Below are 14,437 nucleotides of genomic sequence, written 5' to 3' on the forward strand. Positions count from 1 at the left end.
AGCCGCTGAAAGGGAGAGGGCCTCGCCGAGGTCCGCAAGTGACGCCAGAATTGACGAAGCGCAAGCGCATCGTTCGACTGCAGTCGGAGGAAACGACCATGAACATCGCGACCAATCCCGTCCCCTCGTCCGAGGCCTATGTCTCCGCACGCCTGCTGATCGACGGGGTCTGGCTGGAAAACGGCGACCGTAAGACGCAACCCCTCATCAACCCGGCCACCGAAAAGGCGATTGGCGTGGTGCCGCATGCGACGGCCCAGGATCTCGACCGGGCGCTCGAAGCCGCCAAGCGCGCCTTCCCGCTGTGGCGCGCCATGAACCCACGCGAGCGCGGCCGTATCCTCAAGCGCGCCGCCCAATTGATGCATGACCGGCAGGAAGAGATCGCCACACTCGCGACGCTCGAAATGGGCAAGCCGATCGCCGAAGCGCGGCTCGAAACCCATTTCGCCACGGAAGAAATGGAATGGTTTGCCGAGGAAGGCCGCCGCACCTATGGCCGCGTCATTCCCGGCCGCATCGGCGAAACCCGCTTCCAGGTGGTCAAGGAACCGGTCGGCCCGACCGCCGGCTTTTCAGCCTGGAATTTCCCGGTCGGCAATGCCGCCCGCAAGATGGGCTCGGCGCTCGCCGCCGGCTGCACGATGATCTACAAGCCCGGGGAAGAGGCTCCGGCATCGGCCGCCGCCGTCGCCCAATGCCTTCTTGATGCGGGCGTGCCTGCCGGCGTCATCGCCGTCGTCTATGGCGTGCCGGACTTCATCTCGCGCCACCTGCTCGCCTCGCCGATCATCCGCAAGATTTCCTTCACCGGTTCGGTCGCGGTCGGCCAGCACCTCATCCGGCTGGCATCCGAAGGCCTGAAGCGCACGACGATGGAACTCGGCGGCCACGCGCCGGTGCTCGTCTTCGACGGCGCCGACCAGGTGGCGGCGCTCGACATGTCGGTGCAGCGCAAATACCGCAATGGAGGCCAGGTCTGCGTCTCGCCGACCCGTTTCTACGTGCAGGACAAGTCCTACGAGGCGTTCTGCGCCGGGTTTGCCGAGCGCGCGTCGAAGATCAAGGTCGGCGACGGTCTCGATCCGGCAAGCGGCATGGGTCCGCTGGTGCACGGCCGCCGTCGCGATGCGATCGAGGCGCTGGTGCAGGATGCGACCGCCAAGGGCGCCAGGCTGCTCGCCGGCGGTCATCGCATCAACAATGACGGCTTCTTCTATGCCCCGACGGTTCTGGCCGACGTGCCGAGCGATGCGCGGATCATGACCGAGGAGCCGTTCGGCCCGGTCGCCGTGCTCAACCGCTTTTCGGATTTCGACGACGCGATCACCAAGGCGAACGAACTGCCCTATGGCCTTGCCGCCTACGCCTTCTCAAACTCGCACAAGACCATCGCAAAACTTTCCGATGCGCTGGAAGCAGGCATGGTCGGCATCAATTCCTTCAACATCTCCATGCCGGAAACACCGTTCGGCGGGGTGAAAGCGAGCGGCCACGGTTCCGAAGTCGGGATCGAGGGCGTCGAGGCCTACATGGTCACCAAGACGGTCAGCATCACCTGACGGAAGAGTTTCTGCCGGGTTCTTAAAAGTCCAAGAGGATTGCAGCATGAAACACGAAAAACCGATCGGAACATTCGCCGCCGAGGCAGTTCTCTCGCATATGAAGGCCGCCGGCATCGATGTCCTGTTCGCCAATGGCGGCACCGACTTCCCGTCGATCATCGAGGCCTATGCGCGCCAGCCGGAAAGCCGCCTGAAGATGCCGGAAGCGCTGGTCATCCCGCATGAGGGTGTCGCGGTCGGCATGGCGCATGGCTATTACCTGATGACGTCAAAACCGGCCGGCGTGATCGTCCACGTCAATGTCGGGCTTGCCAACTCGGTCATGGGGCTGATCAACGCCCGCTCCGAAAACGTGCCGATCATGATGTTCTCCGGCCGCACGCCGATCACCGAACACGGCCGTTTCGGCTCACGCTCCTCGCCGATCCATTGGGGCCAGGAAATGTTCGACCAGGGCGGCATGGTCCGCGAAGTGGTCAAGTGGGATTACGAACTGCGTTACCCGGAACAGGCGGGCATCGTCATCGACCGCGCCATGAGCATCGCCATGAGCGAGCCCCGCGGTCCGGTGTACCTGAGCCTGCCGCGCGAGGCGCTGGCCGAGGGTGCCGAGATCGAGGCCAGCCACCGCTCGACGGTTACCCCGACCACCTACGGCCCGGCCGATCCGGCACTGATTGCCGAGGCTGCCGGCTTGCTCGCCAAGGCGAAGAACCCGCTGGTCATCACCCAGAGCCCGGAACTGGCTGCGGATTTCGAACCGCTCGCCGGCTTCGTCGAAAAATTTGCGCTGCCGACCGTCGAGATGTGGGCGACACGTCTCGCACTGCCGAGCGACCATCCGATGATGATCGGCCGCGACTCGACCCAGGTTCTGAAGGAAGCCGACGTCGTCGTTGTCATCAATGCATCCGTGCCGTGGATTTCCGATCATACCGCTCCGGCCGAAGGCGCCAAGATCATCGCCATCGGCCCGGACCCGCAGCATAGCCGCGTGCCGATTCGCAGCTTCCCGATCGACATCGCGCTCGCCGGCGGCATCAACAAGACGATCGCAGCACTGGCTGCTGCTCTTGCCGAGCGCGTGCCGGCATCCGAAACCTACTCCGAGCGCCGCGAGAAGTGGGCCAAGGTGAAGGCGGCCCAGGTCGAAGCGGCCGCCAAGCGCGCTGCCATGGGCAATGGTTCGCCGATGACGCCCGCCTATGTCAGCGCTTGCGTCTCCGCCATCATGGACGAGAAGACGACCGTCGTGAACGAACTCGGCATCGATCCGTCGGTGATGACCTTCAAGCATCCGAAATCGTTCTTCTCGACGCCGCTGTCCGGCGGTCTCGGCTTCGGCCTCACCGCAGCGCTCGGCGCCCAGCTCGGCGACCGCAGCCGCCAGGTGATCGCGACGATCGGCGACGGTTCCTACATGTTCGCCAATCCTGTCGCCTGCCACCAGACCGCGACCGCGCTGAAGCTGCCGCTGCTGACGATCGTCTTCAACAACGGCATCTGGAACGCCGTGCGCCGCTCGACGCTCTACATGTATCCGGACGGCAGTGCGGCAACCGCCAACACCATGCCGATCACCGCACTCGATCCGGCTCCGGACTATGCCGCCGTCGCTCGCGCCCACGGTGCCCATGCCGAACGCGTCGAAACCGGCGCCGATCTGCCGGCGGCGCTGCAGCGGGCACTGGCCGCGACCAAGAGTGGCCAGCAGGCCATGCTCGAAGTCATGGTTTCCTACTAAGGGGCGTCGGTCATGGGGGGAGCCGGGGGCGACGCAAGGACGATAGAAACGCTGGCGGAGCTCCGCCGGCGTTATCCGATGATCGGTGACCTGGAGAAACGGGCGAAATGGCGGATTCCGCGTTTCGCCTATGAGTTCCTCCAGGGCGGCGCCGGCGATGAAACCGGCCTCAACCGAAACCGGACAGCGCTGCAGGCCGTCGAGGTCGTGCCGCGCTACGGCCTGGACATCTCCGCGGTAGATACCTCGGTCGAACTCTTCGGCCATCGTTACGCCGCCCCGATTGGCATCTCGCCGATCGGCTTCGACGGCATGATGTGGCCGGGCGCCACCGAGCGTTTCGCCAAGGCCGCTCAGGCCCACAACATCCCCTATCTAGTCGGCACGCTCGCCTGCGCGACGATCGAAAAAGTCGTGGAATGGGCACCCGATGTCACCTGGTTCCAGCTCTACCCGATGGCGCCGAACAACCATCAATACAGTCTCGAAATGGCCGAGCGCGCCCGTGTCGCCGGCGCTAAGGTTTTGGTCGCGACACTCGACGTGCCCGTGCGCGCAAAACGCCCTCGGGACCTGAGGAACGGTCTCACTATGCCCTTTCGGCTGACGCCGAAGACGATGATGGCCGCGGCTATCGCTCCCTTCTGGCTGGATGCGATCCGCCGCAAGGGCATGCCGACCTTCGCCAATATGGCGGGTTTCGCCGGGGCACCGGACCGCATCACCACCTCGGCCTTCGTGCAGAAACATATCGGCGGCGGCTTCCCCTGGGAGCAGATTGCCCGCCTGCGCGACAAATGGACCGGGCCGATGCTGGTCAAGGGCGTCATGCACCCCGCCGATGCGGAAAAGGCGCTTGAACTCGGCCTCAACGGCGTGGTCGTCTCCAACCATGGCGGCCGCCAGTTCGATGCAGCACCCGCCACGATCGACGTCCTGCCGGAAATCGCCCGCACGGTCGGCACGCGTGGTACTGTCCTGTTCGACAGCGGCGTCGTGTCCGGCGTCGACATGGTGCGTGCGGTTGCCTGCGGTGCCCATTCGTCCTTTGCCGGTCGTGCCTTCATGCTCGGCCTTGCCGCACTTGGAGACCACGGCGCCACCCATATGGCGCAGGCCTTCATCGAAGAATACCGCGTCACGCTCGGCCAGAGCGGACTATTGAATACCGACCAGGCACGCCGCGCACCGGTGCGCCATTCGAGCGCCTGGACACAACAAGATTTCCAACCTCACCTCTAATCGACCATGTCTCCGGGGAGGAGAAACCCATGAAAGTTGCTGACGCCATCGTGGAAATTCTGAAGCGCGAGGGGATCGAGGTCATCTGCGGTTACCCCGTGAACCACGTTCTCGAACACGCGGCCATGGCCGATGTCCGCCCGATCATCGTGCGCCAGGAACGCCACGGCCTGCACATGGCCGACGCCATGTCGCGCCTCTCGTCCGGCAAGACGATCGGCGTCTTCGCCATGCAGCTCGGACCGGGCACCGAAAACGCCTATGGCGGCGTCGCCCAGGCCTATTCGGAGTCCGTGCCGCTGCTGGTGCTGCCGATGGGTTATGAGCGTCGCGTCGCGCATGTCGATCCGAACTACAACGCGACCCGCTCGATGCGCGACATCACCAAGTCCGCAGAGCCGATCACCTCCGCCGCCGAAATCCCCAACATCTTCCGCCGCGCCTTCTCGAAGCTCCGCAACGGCCGCGGCGGGCCGGTGCTGATCGAAATCCCCAACGACATCTGGCAGGACGATGTGCCCGAGCCGCTGAACTACCGGCCGGTTCTGGCGACCCGCTACGGACCAGACCCGATCGCGGTGCGCGACGCGGTCGATCTGCTGCTCGCCGCCAAGCGGCCGATCCTCTATGCCGGACAGGGCATTCATTACGCGCAGGCCTGGCCGCAGCTGAAACAGCTGGCCGAACTGCTGGCAATCCCGGTTTCGACCAGTCTCGAAGGCAAGAGCGCGTTTCCGGAAACCCATCCGCTGTCGGTCGGGGCGGGCGGTGCGGCAATCTCCAAGACGCTGCGCCACTTCCTCGATAGTTCGGATCTCATCTTCGGCATCGGTTGCTCGTTCACCGAGACCGCGTTCGGCGTACAGATGCCACTCGACAAGACCGTCATCCACGCGACCCTCGATCCCGACCACGTCAACAAGGATCTCGAAGCCAAGGTGGCCTTGGTCGGCGACGCGGCGCTGACACTCGATGCGGTGCTCGCTGAACTCGAAACCCGCAAGGTCGAGCCTCGCGACCACACGGAAGTCGCCGCCGAAATCGCCAAGATCCAGGCCGAGTGGCTGGCGGAATGGATGCCGAAGCTCACCGCGCCGGAAGCGCCGCTGTCGCCCTACCGCGTCCTCTGGGATCTTCAGCACACGGTCGATATCGAAAACACCATCATCACCCATGATGCCGGCAGCCCGCGCGACCAGCTTTCGCCGTTCTGGAAGTCGGTGAAGCCGCTCACCTATATCGGCTGGGGCAAGACAACCCAGCTCGGTTACGGCCTTGGCCTCGCCATGGGCGCCAAGCTGATGCATCCCGACAAGCTCTGCATCAACGTCTGGGGCGATGCGGCGATCGGCTTTACCGGCATGGATTTCGAAACCGCGGTGCGCGAGCGCCTGCCGATCCTGTCGATCCTTCTCAACAACTTCTCGATGGCGATGGAACTGCCGATCATGAAGGTCTCGACGGAGAAATACCGCTCGACCGACATTTCCGGCGACTACGCCGCCTTCGCCCGCGCACTCGGCGGTTACGGCGAACGCGTCACCGAACCGGATCAAATCATCCCGGCGATCAAACGCGGCATCGAGCAGACGCAAAAGGGGGTGCCGGTCCTCCTCGAATTTATCACGCGGCAGGAAATCGCCCGGTCGCGTTATCACCGCATGCTCACGGGTGAGAAGAAATGACCCAGCCGACCCTGCAATCCACCATCGATACGCTGAGGCTCCACTTCGGAGACCGGCTTTCGACCACGGAAGCCGTGCGCGAACATCACGGCCACGACATGTCACGCCAGCCGACCAGGCTGCCGGAGGCGGTCGTCTATGCCGAAAACGAGGACGAGGTGGCGCGCGTCGTCTCAGCCTGTTTCGAGGGCGGGATTGCGGTGACGCCGTTCGCGGCCGGCTCGTCCATGGAAGGCCACACGATCCCGCTCAAGGGCGGGATCTCACTCGACCTCACCCGGATGAACAAGATCGTCCAGGTCAACCACGAGGATTTCGACGTCCAGGTCGAGGCGGGCGTCACCCGCAAGCAACTCAATGCCCATATCCGCGATACCGGCCTGTTCTTCCCCATCGATCCCGGCGCCGACGCCTCGATCGGCGGCATGGCCTCGACGCGTGCCTCCGGCACCACCGCCGTGCGCTACGGCACGATGCGCGAAAACGTGCTGGCGCTGCGCGTCGTCACGCCCCAGGGCAAGATCATCACCACCGGCCGGCGCACGAAAAAGTCTTCGACAGGTTACGACCTGACCAAGCTTTATGTCGGCGCCGAAGGCACGCTCGGCGTCATCACCGAGGTGACGGTGAAGCTGCATCCGATCCCGGAAACCATCGCCTCGGCGGTCTGTGCCTTCGAGACGATGCGCGGCGCGGTGGAAGCCGTCGTTGCGACCATCCAGAGCGGCATTCCCGTCGCCCGCATCGAATTCCTCGATGAGGTTGCAGTCGAAGCCGCCAACCGCCATGCGGGGCTGACCCTGAAACTCGCCCCGACCCTGTTCCTCGAATTCCACGGCAGCCCGCGCTGGGTGGAGGAACAGTCGAACACCGTTCGAGAGATCGCCGACGAATTCGGCGGCTCGGACTTCCAATGGTCGACGCGCACTGAAGACCGCGAGCGGCTCTGGAAGGCCCGCCACGAGACGATCTATTCCAACCAGACGCTGCGCCCCGGCTGCAAGGCCTTTACGACAGACGTCTGCGTGCCGATCTCGCGGCTTGCCGAAGCGGTGCTTGCCGCCCGCGAGGACATCGACAATTCTTTTGTCATGGGTAAGATCATCGGCCATGCGGGCGACGGCAATTTCCATGTCGGCTACCTGATTAAGCCGGAAATCCCGGACGAACTGGCGGAAGCGGAACGACTTGCAGAGCGGCTCTACCAGCGCGCCATCGACATGGGCGGCACCTTCAGCGGCGAACACGGGATCGGCATTTCCAAGCTGAAATACCTCCGCCGCGAACATGGCGATGCGATCGACATGATGAACGCCATCAAGGCGGCGCTCGACCCCAAGGGCATCATGAACCCCGGCAAGCTCGGTCAGGTGGAATAAAGGCAAGCACTGGCGTCGGGCCGATCAACGGCTGAGATCGATGCGGCTGGTCACCACCGATTTGCCGCTCGAAAGGTCCTTGTCGACCGTCTGGAGCCTGAGGCGATCGTTGCCGATCTTCTCGATGGTCATATTGGCGACGCGGTCCCCGTTGATCACCCTTGCCCAGCGCACGCCGAGATTGATGGCATTGCCGCTGCGGTTGCCGGAAAGGACCGAAGGCTGGCCCGACGGGCCGGTATAAGTGCCGCTATACCCACGATCCGAAGCCTCGAGATCGGCCGATATGCTGCGCCGGACGACCAGCAGACCGCGGCAGATTCCCTGCATCGAGAGGGTGGCTGCTCCCGCCGTGGAGGTGAAGTCGCAGGCGACGTTGATGGGTTTGCCCCCGATGCGGGTCAGGACAGTCCCGTTGCCGCTCCAGCTGCCAGCGAGCGTCTTTAAAAAATCACCCTCTGCTGCCGAAGCTAAGGTCGGCGAGAAAGCCGAGGCGATAAACGCGGCGGAGACTAGAAACGAGCGCATGGCGATAATCCCATCTGTGTCTGCTTCGAACGCCGACAAAGCCGTTCCGTTCCACAAGCTCCCCAGGCGGCCGCCACAGAACCTGCCCGATCTCTTCCCTTCATCCTCCCCTGCCCTAACTGCATTTTGCGAACGATAGAGAAGGAGGAGAGAGGATGATCATCCGGTCCGGAAGCTGCCTTTGCGGCAAGGTGCAATATTCGGTGAAGGATGCGCCGATCAGGATCGGGCTCTGCCATTGCACCGACTGCCGGAAGGAAAGCGGCTCGAGCTTCGCCACGTTCGGCATCTGGCCGCGGCATGCCTTTGAAAGCAGGGGCGCTGTCAAATATTTCCATGGCCGCGGTTTCTGCCCCGAATGCGGCTCACGCGTCTTCAGCGAAAGCGACGACGACGAGATAGAGATCCGTGTCGGCTCGCTCGACATGGCGCCGACGGACCTTGAACCGACCTACGAACTCTGGGTGAAACGGCGGGAGAACTGGCTGAGTCCCCTATCCGTCTCGCAGTTCGACGAGGATCGAACATGACGCATTGCGGTCATGCACCGACCCTATAGAGTGCCGCCGAATTTACGGGAGACAAGCGGATGTCGGAACTGATCGACAAGGCGATCGCCATCGCCACCGAGGCGCATGAAGGACAGTCGTCGAAAACCGGCGGGCCGTTTATTGACCATGTCCGGCGCGTGGCCGAAACCGTGGCCGGGGAGGACGAGAAACAGGTCGCCTGGCTGCATGACGTGGTCGAAAAAGGCCCCGGCTGGACATTCGAGCGGCTGCGCGAGGAAGGTTTTTCCGAAGCCGTCGTCGATGCCGTCGACGCGATGAGCAAGCGCGACGGCGAGGAATATTTCGCCTTCGTCCGCCGCTCGATCGAAAACCCGCTCGCTCGGCCGGTGAAGCGGGCCGACCTCACCGACAACCTTGCCCAGATGCGCCAGATGGGCGGCGACGACTCGAAATTCGCCGAAGGCCTGCGCATCCTCAACGAGCGATATCCGACCTGATAGGCGGAACCTTGGACCCTTCCCTGCCGTTCGTTTGCGCGCGGCACACGCCGAGATCCAGCGACAGGATGGGCTCATGGAACTCAAATCTCAGGTGGCATTGGTAACGGGGGCAGGGTCGGGTATCGGCAAGGCGGCGGCCCTGAAACTCGCGGCGGGAGGTGCAAAGGTCGGCCTGCTCGGCCACACGAGAGCCGAGATCGAGGAGACCGCCCAAGAGATCGAGAAGACCGGTAGCGAAGCGCTGATGCTGGAAGCCGACGTTTCCGATGAAAAACAAATGCGCGAAGCGGTCGGCCTGCTTATGGAGAAATTCGGGACGCTCGATATCGTCGTCGCCAATGCCGGCATCAACGGCGTCTGGGCGCCGATCGACGACCTGAAGCCTGAGGAGTTCGACAGGACGATCGCCGTCAACCTGCGCGGCACCTATCTGACGCTTCACCTCACGGTGCCGCATCTGAAGGCACAGGGCGCCGGCTCGATCGTCGTCGTCTCCTCGATCAACGGCAACCGCACGTTCACGACACCCGGCGCCACGGCCTATACCGCCACCAAGGCAGCGCAGGTGGCGGTGGTGCAGCAGCTGGCGCTGGAGCTTGGCAAGCACCACATCCGCGTCAACGCCGTATGCCCCGGCGAGATCGAGACCAATATCGGCGAAAATACCAATCTCCGCCACGAGGAGGAAACCGCAATCCCCGTGGAGTGGCCGGAAGGGCAGGTTCCGATCACCGACGGCAAACCGGGGAAAAGCGAGGACGTCGCCGAAGTGATCGCCTTCTTAGCTTCCGACCGGTCCCGCCATGTGACGGGCACGCCGATCTATGTGGACGGCGGTCAGAGCTTGCTGAGGTAGGAATGTCTTCCGCTTTGAGCGGCGCAGCCGAAGTTGTTCCGTCGAACGGGAGAACGGTTGGTTGAAAGGCCAGCATAGGACTTCAGTCCAATCCCTCTGGTGGAACCCGGTCCCTCAATCCGCGTTCATGTCTCGCAAAACATTGAGGAATCACCCATGAAGAACCTGCTTATCGCATCGGCTCTGGCCATTTCTTCCATTCTTACGGTCGCCGGCCCGTCCAACGCCGCCAGCGTCACGATCACCACCAATGAACGGGTGGCTCCACGCCATACCGTCCGCGAAGTCTACCGCCCGCATCGTCCCCGCCACGATTGCATGGTCAAGAAGGTGAAGACCCGTTACCACGGCCGAGTCGTCGTCAAGACCACCCGCGTCTGCCGGTGAACTGCAGATCACCAGAGAGGGAGGACGGCGGCGATCGGGCCGCCGCACTTTCCTTCTGGCAATCGGCCAAAGGGGCCAGCCCGGGACCCCATAGGCTCTCTCGTTCAGCCAATGCAATCTCCTTTCGATGACCTGAGACAAACCGGATCGTGACGAGCACCGGAGGCCTTGAATTGCCTTTTCGCGGGTGACAGGATTGGGTATGCCCATGATGGATCTCGTGCGCAGGCGCGGGGATTCCTGTCGCCATACGAAGTGAAACTCGGCAATTCCCTGTCGTCAATGGAGGTCACGCCATGTCTCACCTACGCGCGGAAAAGGCTCCTATCATCGTCGTCGACCTGCAGACCAACATGTTCGACGGTCTTGTCGAGCCGCCTCTCCATGAGGCGGATCTCCTCACCGACCGCGCCCGCAAGGTGATCGACTGGGCGCGGCGCGGCGGCCGCAGGATTGCCTTCGTGCGCCATGACGGACCGGAAGGCGATCCGCTGGCCCCGGGAGAGCCGGGCTGGCCCGTCTGGCCGGCGCTCGGCCAGCGTGACGGAGAGCCGACCTTCTCGAAAACCGTCCGGGACTCCTTCAGCAACCCGGAACTCGGCAAATGGATCGAAAGTCAGGGCGCGCCCGAAGTGGTGATCCTCGGCGCGCAGACCGATTTCTGCATCGCCGGTACGGTGCTGGGCGCAATCGCTTCCGGACTGAAGGTGACGGTGGTCTCCGACGCCCATAGCACGCTGGATCAGCCGCAAGAGAGCGCCGCATCCATCATCCGCCGCTATAACGTCCAGTTCGCCGAGGCCGGTGCCAATCTGGTGACGACAGCCGCACTTACCGGCTCGCAGGACACCTGAGGCCGCGCTCATCGGGACCGAGTTCCAGCCGCCGGTCGATGCCGATCGCATCGAGAAACACCTCGTCATGGCTGACCACAAGAAGCGCGCCGTCATAGGCGCGCAAACCCGTTTCGACCGCGGCGATCGAATCGATGTCCAGATGGTTTGTCGGCTCGTCGAGAATGAGCAGCGACGGCGGCTCCGGCCCGCCAAGCACGCAGGCGAGCCCCGCCCGCAGCATCTGCCCGCCCGACAGCGTTCCCACCACCTGCAAGGCGGCTTCGGCGCGGAACATGAAGCGGGCGAGCGCCGCGCGGCAGGCATTCTCGTCGGCGTGTGGATTGAGCCGCCGGAAATTGTCCCGGATCGAGAGCGCGGGATCGAGCAGGCTCACCCGCTGGTCAAGCATGGCGGATTTGACCGGAACCCGCACCGTACCCGAGAACGGCTGCAGGTTGCCCGAAATTACGGATAGAAGCGTTGTTTTTCCCGAGCCGTTCGGACCGGTGACGGCGATCCGTTCCGGCCCGGTGATCTCGAAGGAAAGATCGCGCAGGAGCGGCTTTTCAACCGCATAACCGGCGGTGACGTTGTCGATCCTGAGCACGACCCGGCTTGCCGGCAGCCCGGTCGGCGGCAACGTTACGGATAGCGGCTGGAGGATCTCGATCTTTTCACGCGCGGCGGAGACGCCGGCAGCGGCCTGGGTCCGCAGCCGCTCAGCCAGCCGGGCATTGTCCCCACTGGTATTTTCCGCCCGACGCTTCATTCCACCGGCGATGATACGCGGCATGTCGCCCCTGGCAGCCTTCCTTTTGCCGGTGCCGTCCTTGCGGGCCTTGCGCTCGGCGGTTTCCTGTGCCGTGCGGTTAACCTCCGCCACCCGCTTTTCGGCGTCAGTGAGATCGTGCTCGGCGGCGGCAAGTTCCAACGCCTTGCGCTCCCGGTAACGACTCCAGTTGCCGCCATAACGAGTGGCACTGAGCGAGGTCAGCTCGACGATCGCATCGACGGCTTCCAGAAGCTCGCGATCGTGGCTGACGATGATCGCCCCGCCCCGCCAGCCGGCCAGCAGGTCGATTATCGCCCGCCTTCCGTCGCGGTCGAGATTGTTGGTGGGTTCGTCGAGGATCAAGAAATCCGGCTCGGTGAAGATCAGCGCCGCCAGCCCTGCGCGGGTGCGCTGGCCGCCCGACAGCGTTTCGAGCGGCGTTTTCGCATCCGCATCGAGCCCGGCCCGCGCCAGCGCTTCGACTATGCGCGCCTCCAGCGTCCAGTCGGCATTGGCCAGCTCATTGGCAGACGCCTCGCCTGCTTCGGCACGAACAAGAACGGTCAGCGCATCGCGCGTGCCAAAGAGGTCGGCGATCGTATCACCCCGCGCGACCTGCACGCTCTGGCGCAGCACGTCGACGCTGCCGGAGACGGAGACCGTTCCCGATGACGGTGTCAGTTCGCCGGTGATCAGCCTGAGCAGCGTCGTCTTGCCGACGCCGTTGCGGCCGACAAGGCCTGCGCGTTCAGGCCCGAAGCTGAGGTTCAGATGGGAAAAAAGCGGCCGGCCGTCAGGCGTGGACCACGAAAGATTGGCAAGGGTAATGGAAGGCATGAACGGATTCCCGAATGGCAAGGCAAAGCGGCGTTGCGTTTCGGTTGAGGTCCATGGTCCACCATCCTGTTGGTGCTGCAGATGGTTGTTATCTATGCGGAAAATGCGGCGCGTTCAAGACTGACAAGGAGAACCCTCGCGGGGTAGTGCGAGGGTTCCTTGTCTGTTGACTGGAGGCAACAGGAGATGCCTCAGGCGCTTTAAAGCACATTCCGCCGACTATTGTCCTTGCTCCGGATTGACCATTTTTGGGTGTATCTGGGCAGCGCGCCAGAAGAGCGGTTACGCCCGCTCCTCCCACAATTTGGCAAGCTCGATCACCGTCCTCACCGCCAGTTCCATGTCCTGGCTGCTGACGAATTCCAATGGTGAGTGGAAGGCGTGGCCGCCGGCGAAGAGGTTGGCGCAAGGAAGGCCCATGAAGGAGAGGCGCGAACCGTCCGTGCCGCCGCGGATGCTGCCGCGCACCGGAGTCATGCCGGCTCGGCTGATCGCCTCGACTGCATAGTCGACGATGCCCGGATGCTGATCGAGCACCACCTTCATGTTGCGGTACTGTTCCTTGACGGTGAAGGTGTAGGTCGAGCCTGGGTAGTCCGCGATGACTTGCCTGGTGATCTCCTCGAGCAGGGTTTCCTTGGTCTTCAGGCCGCTTTCCGTGAAATCGCGAATGATGAAGGAGAGGTTCGCCTTTTCCATCACACCGGACATGCCGGTCGGGTGGATGAAGCCGTCGCGGCCCTTGGTGGTCTCGGGCGTGATGTCCTTCGGCAGTCTGGCGATGATGCCGCCGGCGATCTTGATGGCGTTCTCCATCTTGCCGAAGGCAAAGCCCGGATGCATGGCGACACCCTTGATGGCGATCTCCACCGCATCGGCCGAAAACGTCTCGTCCTCGATCGTGCCGGCGGTCTCGCCGTCCAGCGTATAGCCGAAATCGGCGCCGAGTTTCTTCAAGTCCACCTTGTCGACGCCGCGGCCGATCTCCTCGTCGGTAGTGAACAAGATGCGGATCGCGCCGTGCTTGACGTCAGGGTTATTGATGAAGAACTCGGCGGCGGCCATGATCTCGGCAATGCCCGCCTTGTCGTCGGCGCCTAAAAGCGTCGTGCCGTCGGAGGTGACGATGTCGTTGCCGATCTGGTCCTTCAGCACCGGATGTTCGGACACCCGGATCACCTGGTTCCTGTCGCCGACGAGCTGGATATCGCCGCCCTGGTAGTTTTTCACGATCTGCGGCTTGACGTTGGTGCCTGAGAAATCGGGTGCCGTGTCCATATGGGCGCAGAAGCAGATGACCGGCACGTTGTTCTTGGAGGTCGTCGCCGGGATCGTCCCGTAGATATAGCCGTGCTCGTCGAGATGCGCGTCGGTAATGCCGATCGCCAGCATTTCCTCGACCAGCAGCCGGCCGAGATCCTTCTGCTTCATCGTCGAAGGCTGGGTCGGCGACTTGGCGTCGGACTGGGTATCGATGACGACATAACGGAGAAAACGATCGGTAACGCTATCGGCCATGGCTCTCAAATCCAAATTGCAGAACGGAATAATGGAGTTGTAGCGAGAGGAATGGGGCGCGTGAAGGTGGGAAATG

General features: G+C 63.4%; 13 protein-coding genes. 10 read left to right on the top strand and 3 right to left on the bottom strand.

Annotated features, from left to right (window positions below):
* Positions 1 to 98: 98 nt before the first annotated feature.
* Genes PMI07_RS07510 through PMI07_RS07530 form a run of 5 tightly spaced genes read left to right on the top strand, consistent with a single transcriptional unit; the run spans position 99 to position 7,615 of the window.
* Entirely contained in the window at positions 99 to 1,562 is a 1,464-nt protein-coding gene (locus PMI07_RS07510) for an NAD-dependent succinate-semialdehyde dehydrogenase (protein WP_007756323.1), read from the top strand.
* Between the two features lie 46 nt (positions 1,563 to 1,608).
* Positions 1,609 to 3,309 carry a thiamine pyrophosphate-requiring protein gene (locus PMI07_RS07515; protein WP_007756325.1) on the top strand — a complete coding sequence of 567 codons (1,701 nt, stop codon included), beginning with the start codon at positions 1,609 to 1,611 and terminating at the stop codon, positions 3,307 to 3,309.
* A gap of 12 nt (positions 3,310 to 3,321) precedes the next feature.
* Positions 3,322 to 4,551, top strand: a complete 1,230-nt coding sequence (locus PMI07_RS07520; RefSeq protein WP_007756328.1) for an alpha-hydroxy acid oxidase — start codon at positions 3,322 to 3,324, stop codon at positions 4,549 to 4,551.
* Complete coding sequence (locus tag PMI07_RS07525; RefSeq protein WP_280949769.1) at positions 4,551 to 6,236, top strand: thiamine pyrophosphate-requiring protein; 1,686 nt, start codon at positions 4,551 to 4,553, stop codon at positions 6,234 to 6,236. The genes PMI07_RS07520 and PMI07_RS07525 overlap by 1 nt, the downstream gene beginning before the upstream one ends.
* Positions 6,233 to 7,615: an FAD-linked oxidase C-terminal domain-containing protein gene (locus PMI07_RS07530; RefSeq protein ID WP_007756336.1), complete on the top strand. Its 1,383-nt coding sequence runs from the start codon at positions 6,233 to 6,235 to the stop codon at positions 7,613 to 7,615. Before PMI07_RS07525 ends, PMI07_RS07530 begins: the two co-directional genes overlap by 4 nt.
* A 24-nt stretch (positions 7,616 to 7,639) precedes the next feature.
* Here PMI07_RS07530 and PMI07_RS07535 read toward each other — a convergent pair whose 3' ends face one another.
* On the bottom strand, positions 7,640 to 8,143 hold the full coding sequence (locus PMI07_RS07535) for a hypothetical protein (protein ID WP_007756338.1): 504 nt from the start codon (positions 8,141 to 8,143) through the stop codon (positions 7,640 to 7,642).
* Between the two features lie 155 nt (positions 8,144 to 8,298).
* Here PMI07_RS07535 and PMI07_RS07540 point away from each other — a divergent pair, with 155 nt between their 5' ends.
* From PMI07_RS07540 to PMI07_RS07560, 5 genes are all read left to right on the top strand, one after another.
* Positions 8,299 to 8,673: a GFA family protein gene (locus PMI07_RS07540; protein ID WP_007756341.1), complete on the top strand. Its 375-nt coding sequence runs from the start codon at positions 8,299 to 8,301 to the stop codon at positions 8,671 to 8,673.
* 59 nt (positions 8,674 to 8,732) lie between these two features.
* Complete coding sequence (locus PMI07_RS07545; RefSeq protein WP_007756344.1) at positions 8,733 to 9,152, top strand: HD domain-containing protein; 420 nt, start codon at positions 8,733 to 8,735, stop codon at positions 9,150 to 9,152.
* 76 nt (positions 9,153 to 9,228) lie between these two features.
* Positions 9,229 to 10,011 carry an SDR family NAD(P)-dependent oxidoreductase gene (locus PMI07_RS07550; protein WP_024163656.1) on the top strand — a complete coding sequence of 261 codons (783 nt, stop codon included), beginning with the start codon at positions 9,229 to 9,231 and terminating at the stop codon, positions 10,009 to 10,011.
* A gap of 156 nt (positions 10,012 to 10,167) precedes the next feature.
* On the top strand, positions 10,168 to 10,398 hold the full coding sequence (locus PMI07_RS07555; RefSeq protein ID WP_007773523.1) for a hypothetical protein: 231 nt from the start codon (positions 10,168 to 10,170) through the stop codon (positions 10,396 to 10,398).
* Positions 10,399 to 10,694: 296 nt separating this feature from the next.
* Complete coding sequence (locus PMI07_RS07560) at positions 10,695 to 11,252, top strand: isochorismatase family protein (RefSeq protein ID WP_007773522.1); 558 nt, start codon at positions 10,695 to 10,697, stop codon at positions 11,250 to 11,252.
* Here PMI07_RS07560 and PMI07_RS07565 read toward each other — a convergent pair.
* Together PMI07_RS07565 and pepT are read right to left on the bottom strand one after the other, a co-directional pair.
* Positions 11,230 to 12,843 carry an ABC-F family ATP-binding cassette domain-containing protein gene (locus PMI07_RS07565; protein WP_024163657.1) on the bottom strand — a complete coding sequence of 538 codons (1,614 nt, stop codon included), beginning with the start codon at positions 12,841 to 12,843 and terminating at the stop codon, positions 11,230 to 11,232. The genes PMI07_RS07560 and PMI07_RS07565 overlap by 23 nt on opposite strands.
* A 282-nt stretch (positions 12,844 to 13,125) precedes the next feature.
* The gene (gene pepT / locus PMI07_RS07570; RefSeq protein ID WP_007754069.1) at positions 13,126 to 14,361 is read right to left on the bottom strand and encodes a peptidase T; all 1,236 of its coding nucleotides are present in this window, start codon (positions 14,359 to 14,361) and stop codon (positions 13,126 to 13,128) included.
* Positions 14,362 to 14,437 lie beyond the last annotated feature (76 nt).

The organism is Rhizobium sp. CF080, assembly GCF_000282095.2.
Taxonomy (GTDB): domain Bacteria; phylum Pseudomonadota; class Alphaproteobacteria; order Rhizobiales; family Rhizobiaceae; genus Neorhizobium.

What these genes read in the sequence shown, in the direction of transcription:
- PMI07_RS07510 (WP_007756323.1), top strand. Translation starts at nt 99, where the DNA reads ATGAACATCGCGACCAATCCCGTCCCCTCGTCCGAGGCCTATGTCTCC.
- PMI07_RS07515 (WP_007756325.1), top strand. Translation starts at nt 1,609, where the DNA reads ATGAAACACGAAAAACCGATCGGAACATTCGCCGCCGAGGCAGTTCTC.
- PMI07_RS07520 (WP_007756328.1), top strand. Translation starts at nt 3,322, where the DNA reads ATGGGGGGAGCCGGGGGCGACGCAAGGACGATAGAAACGCTGGCGGAG.
- PMI07_RS07530 (WP_007756336.1), top strand. Translation starts at nt 6,233, where the DNA reads ATGACCCAGCCGACCCTGCAATCCACCATCGATACGCTGAGGCTCCAC.
- PMI07_RS07535 (WP_007756338.1), bottom strand. Translation starts at nt 8,143, where the DNA reads ATGCGCTCGTTTCTAGTCTCCGCCGCGTTTATCGCCTCGGCTTTCTCG.
- PMI07_RS07540 (WP_007756341.1), top strand. Translation starts at nt 8,299, where the DNA reads ATGATCATCCGGTCCGGAAGCTGCCTTTGCGGCAAGGTGCAATATTCG.
- PMI07_RS07545 (WP_007756344.1), top strand. Translation starts at nt 8,733, where the DNA reads ATGTCGGAACTGATCGACAAGGCGATCGCCATCGCCACCGAGGCGCAT.
- PMI07_RS07550 (WP_024163656.1), top strand. Translation starts at nt 9,229, where the DNA reads ATGGAACTCAAATCTCAGGTGGCATTGGTAACGGGGGCAGGGTCGGGT.
- PMI07_RS07555 (WP_007773523.1), top strand. Translation starts at nt 10,168, where the DNA reads ATGAAGAACCTGCTTATCGCATCGGCTCTGGCCATTTCTTCCATTCTT.
- PMI07_RS07560 (WP_007773522.1), top strand. Translation starts at nt 10,695, where the DNA reads ATGTCTCACCTACGCGCGGAAAAGGCTCCTATCATCGTCGTCGACCTG.
- PMI07_RS07565 (WP_024163657.1), bottom strand. Translation starts at nt 12,843, where the DNA reads ATGCCTTCCATTACCCTTGCCAATCTTTCGTGGTCCACGCCTGACGGC.
- pepT (WP_007754069.1), bottom strand. Translation starts at nt 14,361, where the DNA reads ATGGCCGATAGCGTTACCGATCGTTTTCTCCGTTATGTCGTCATCGAT.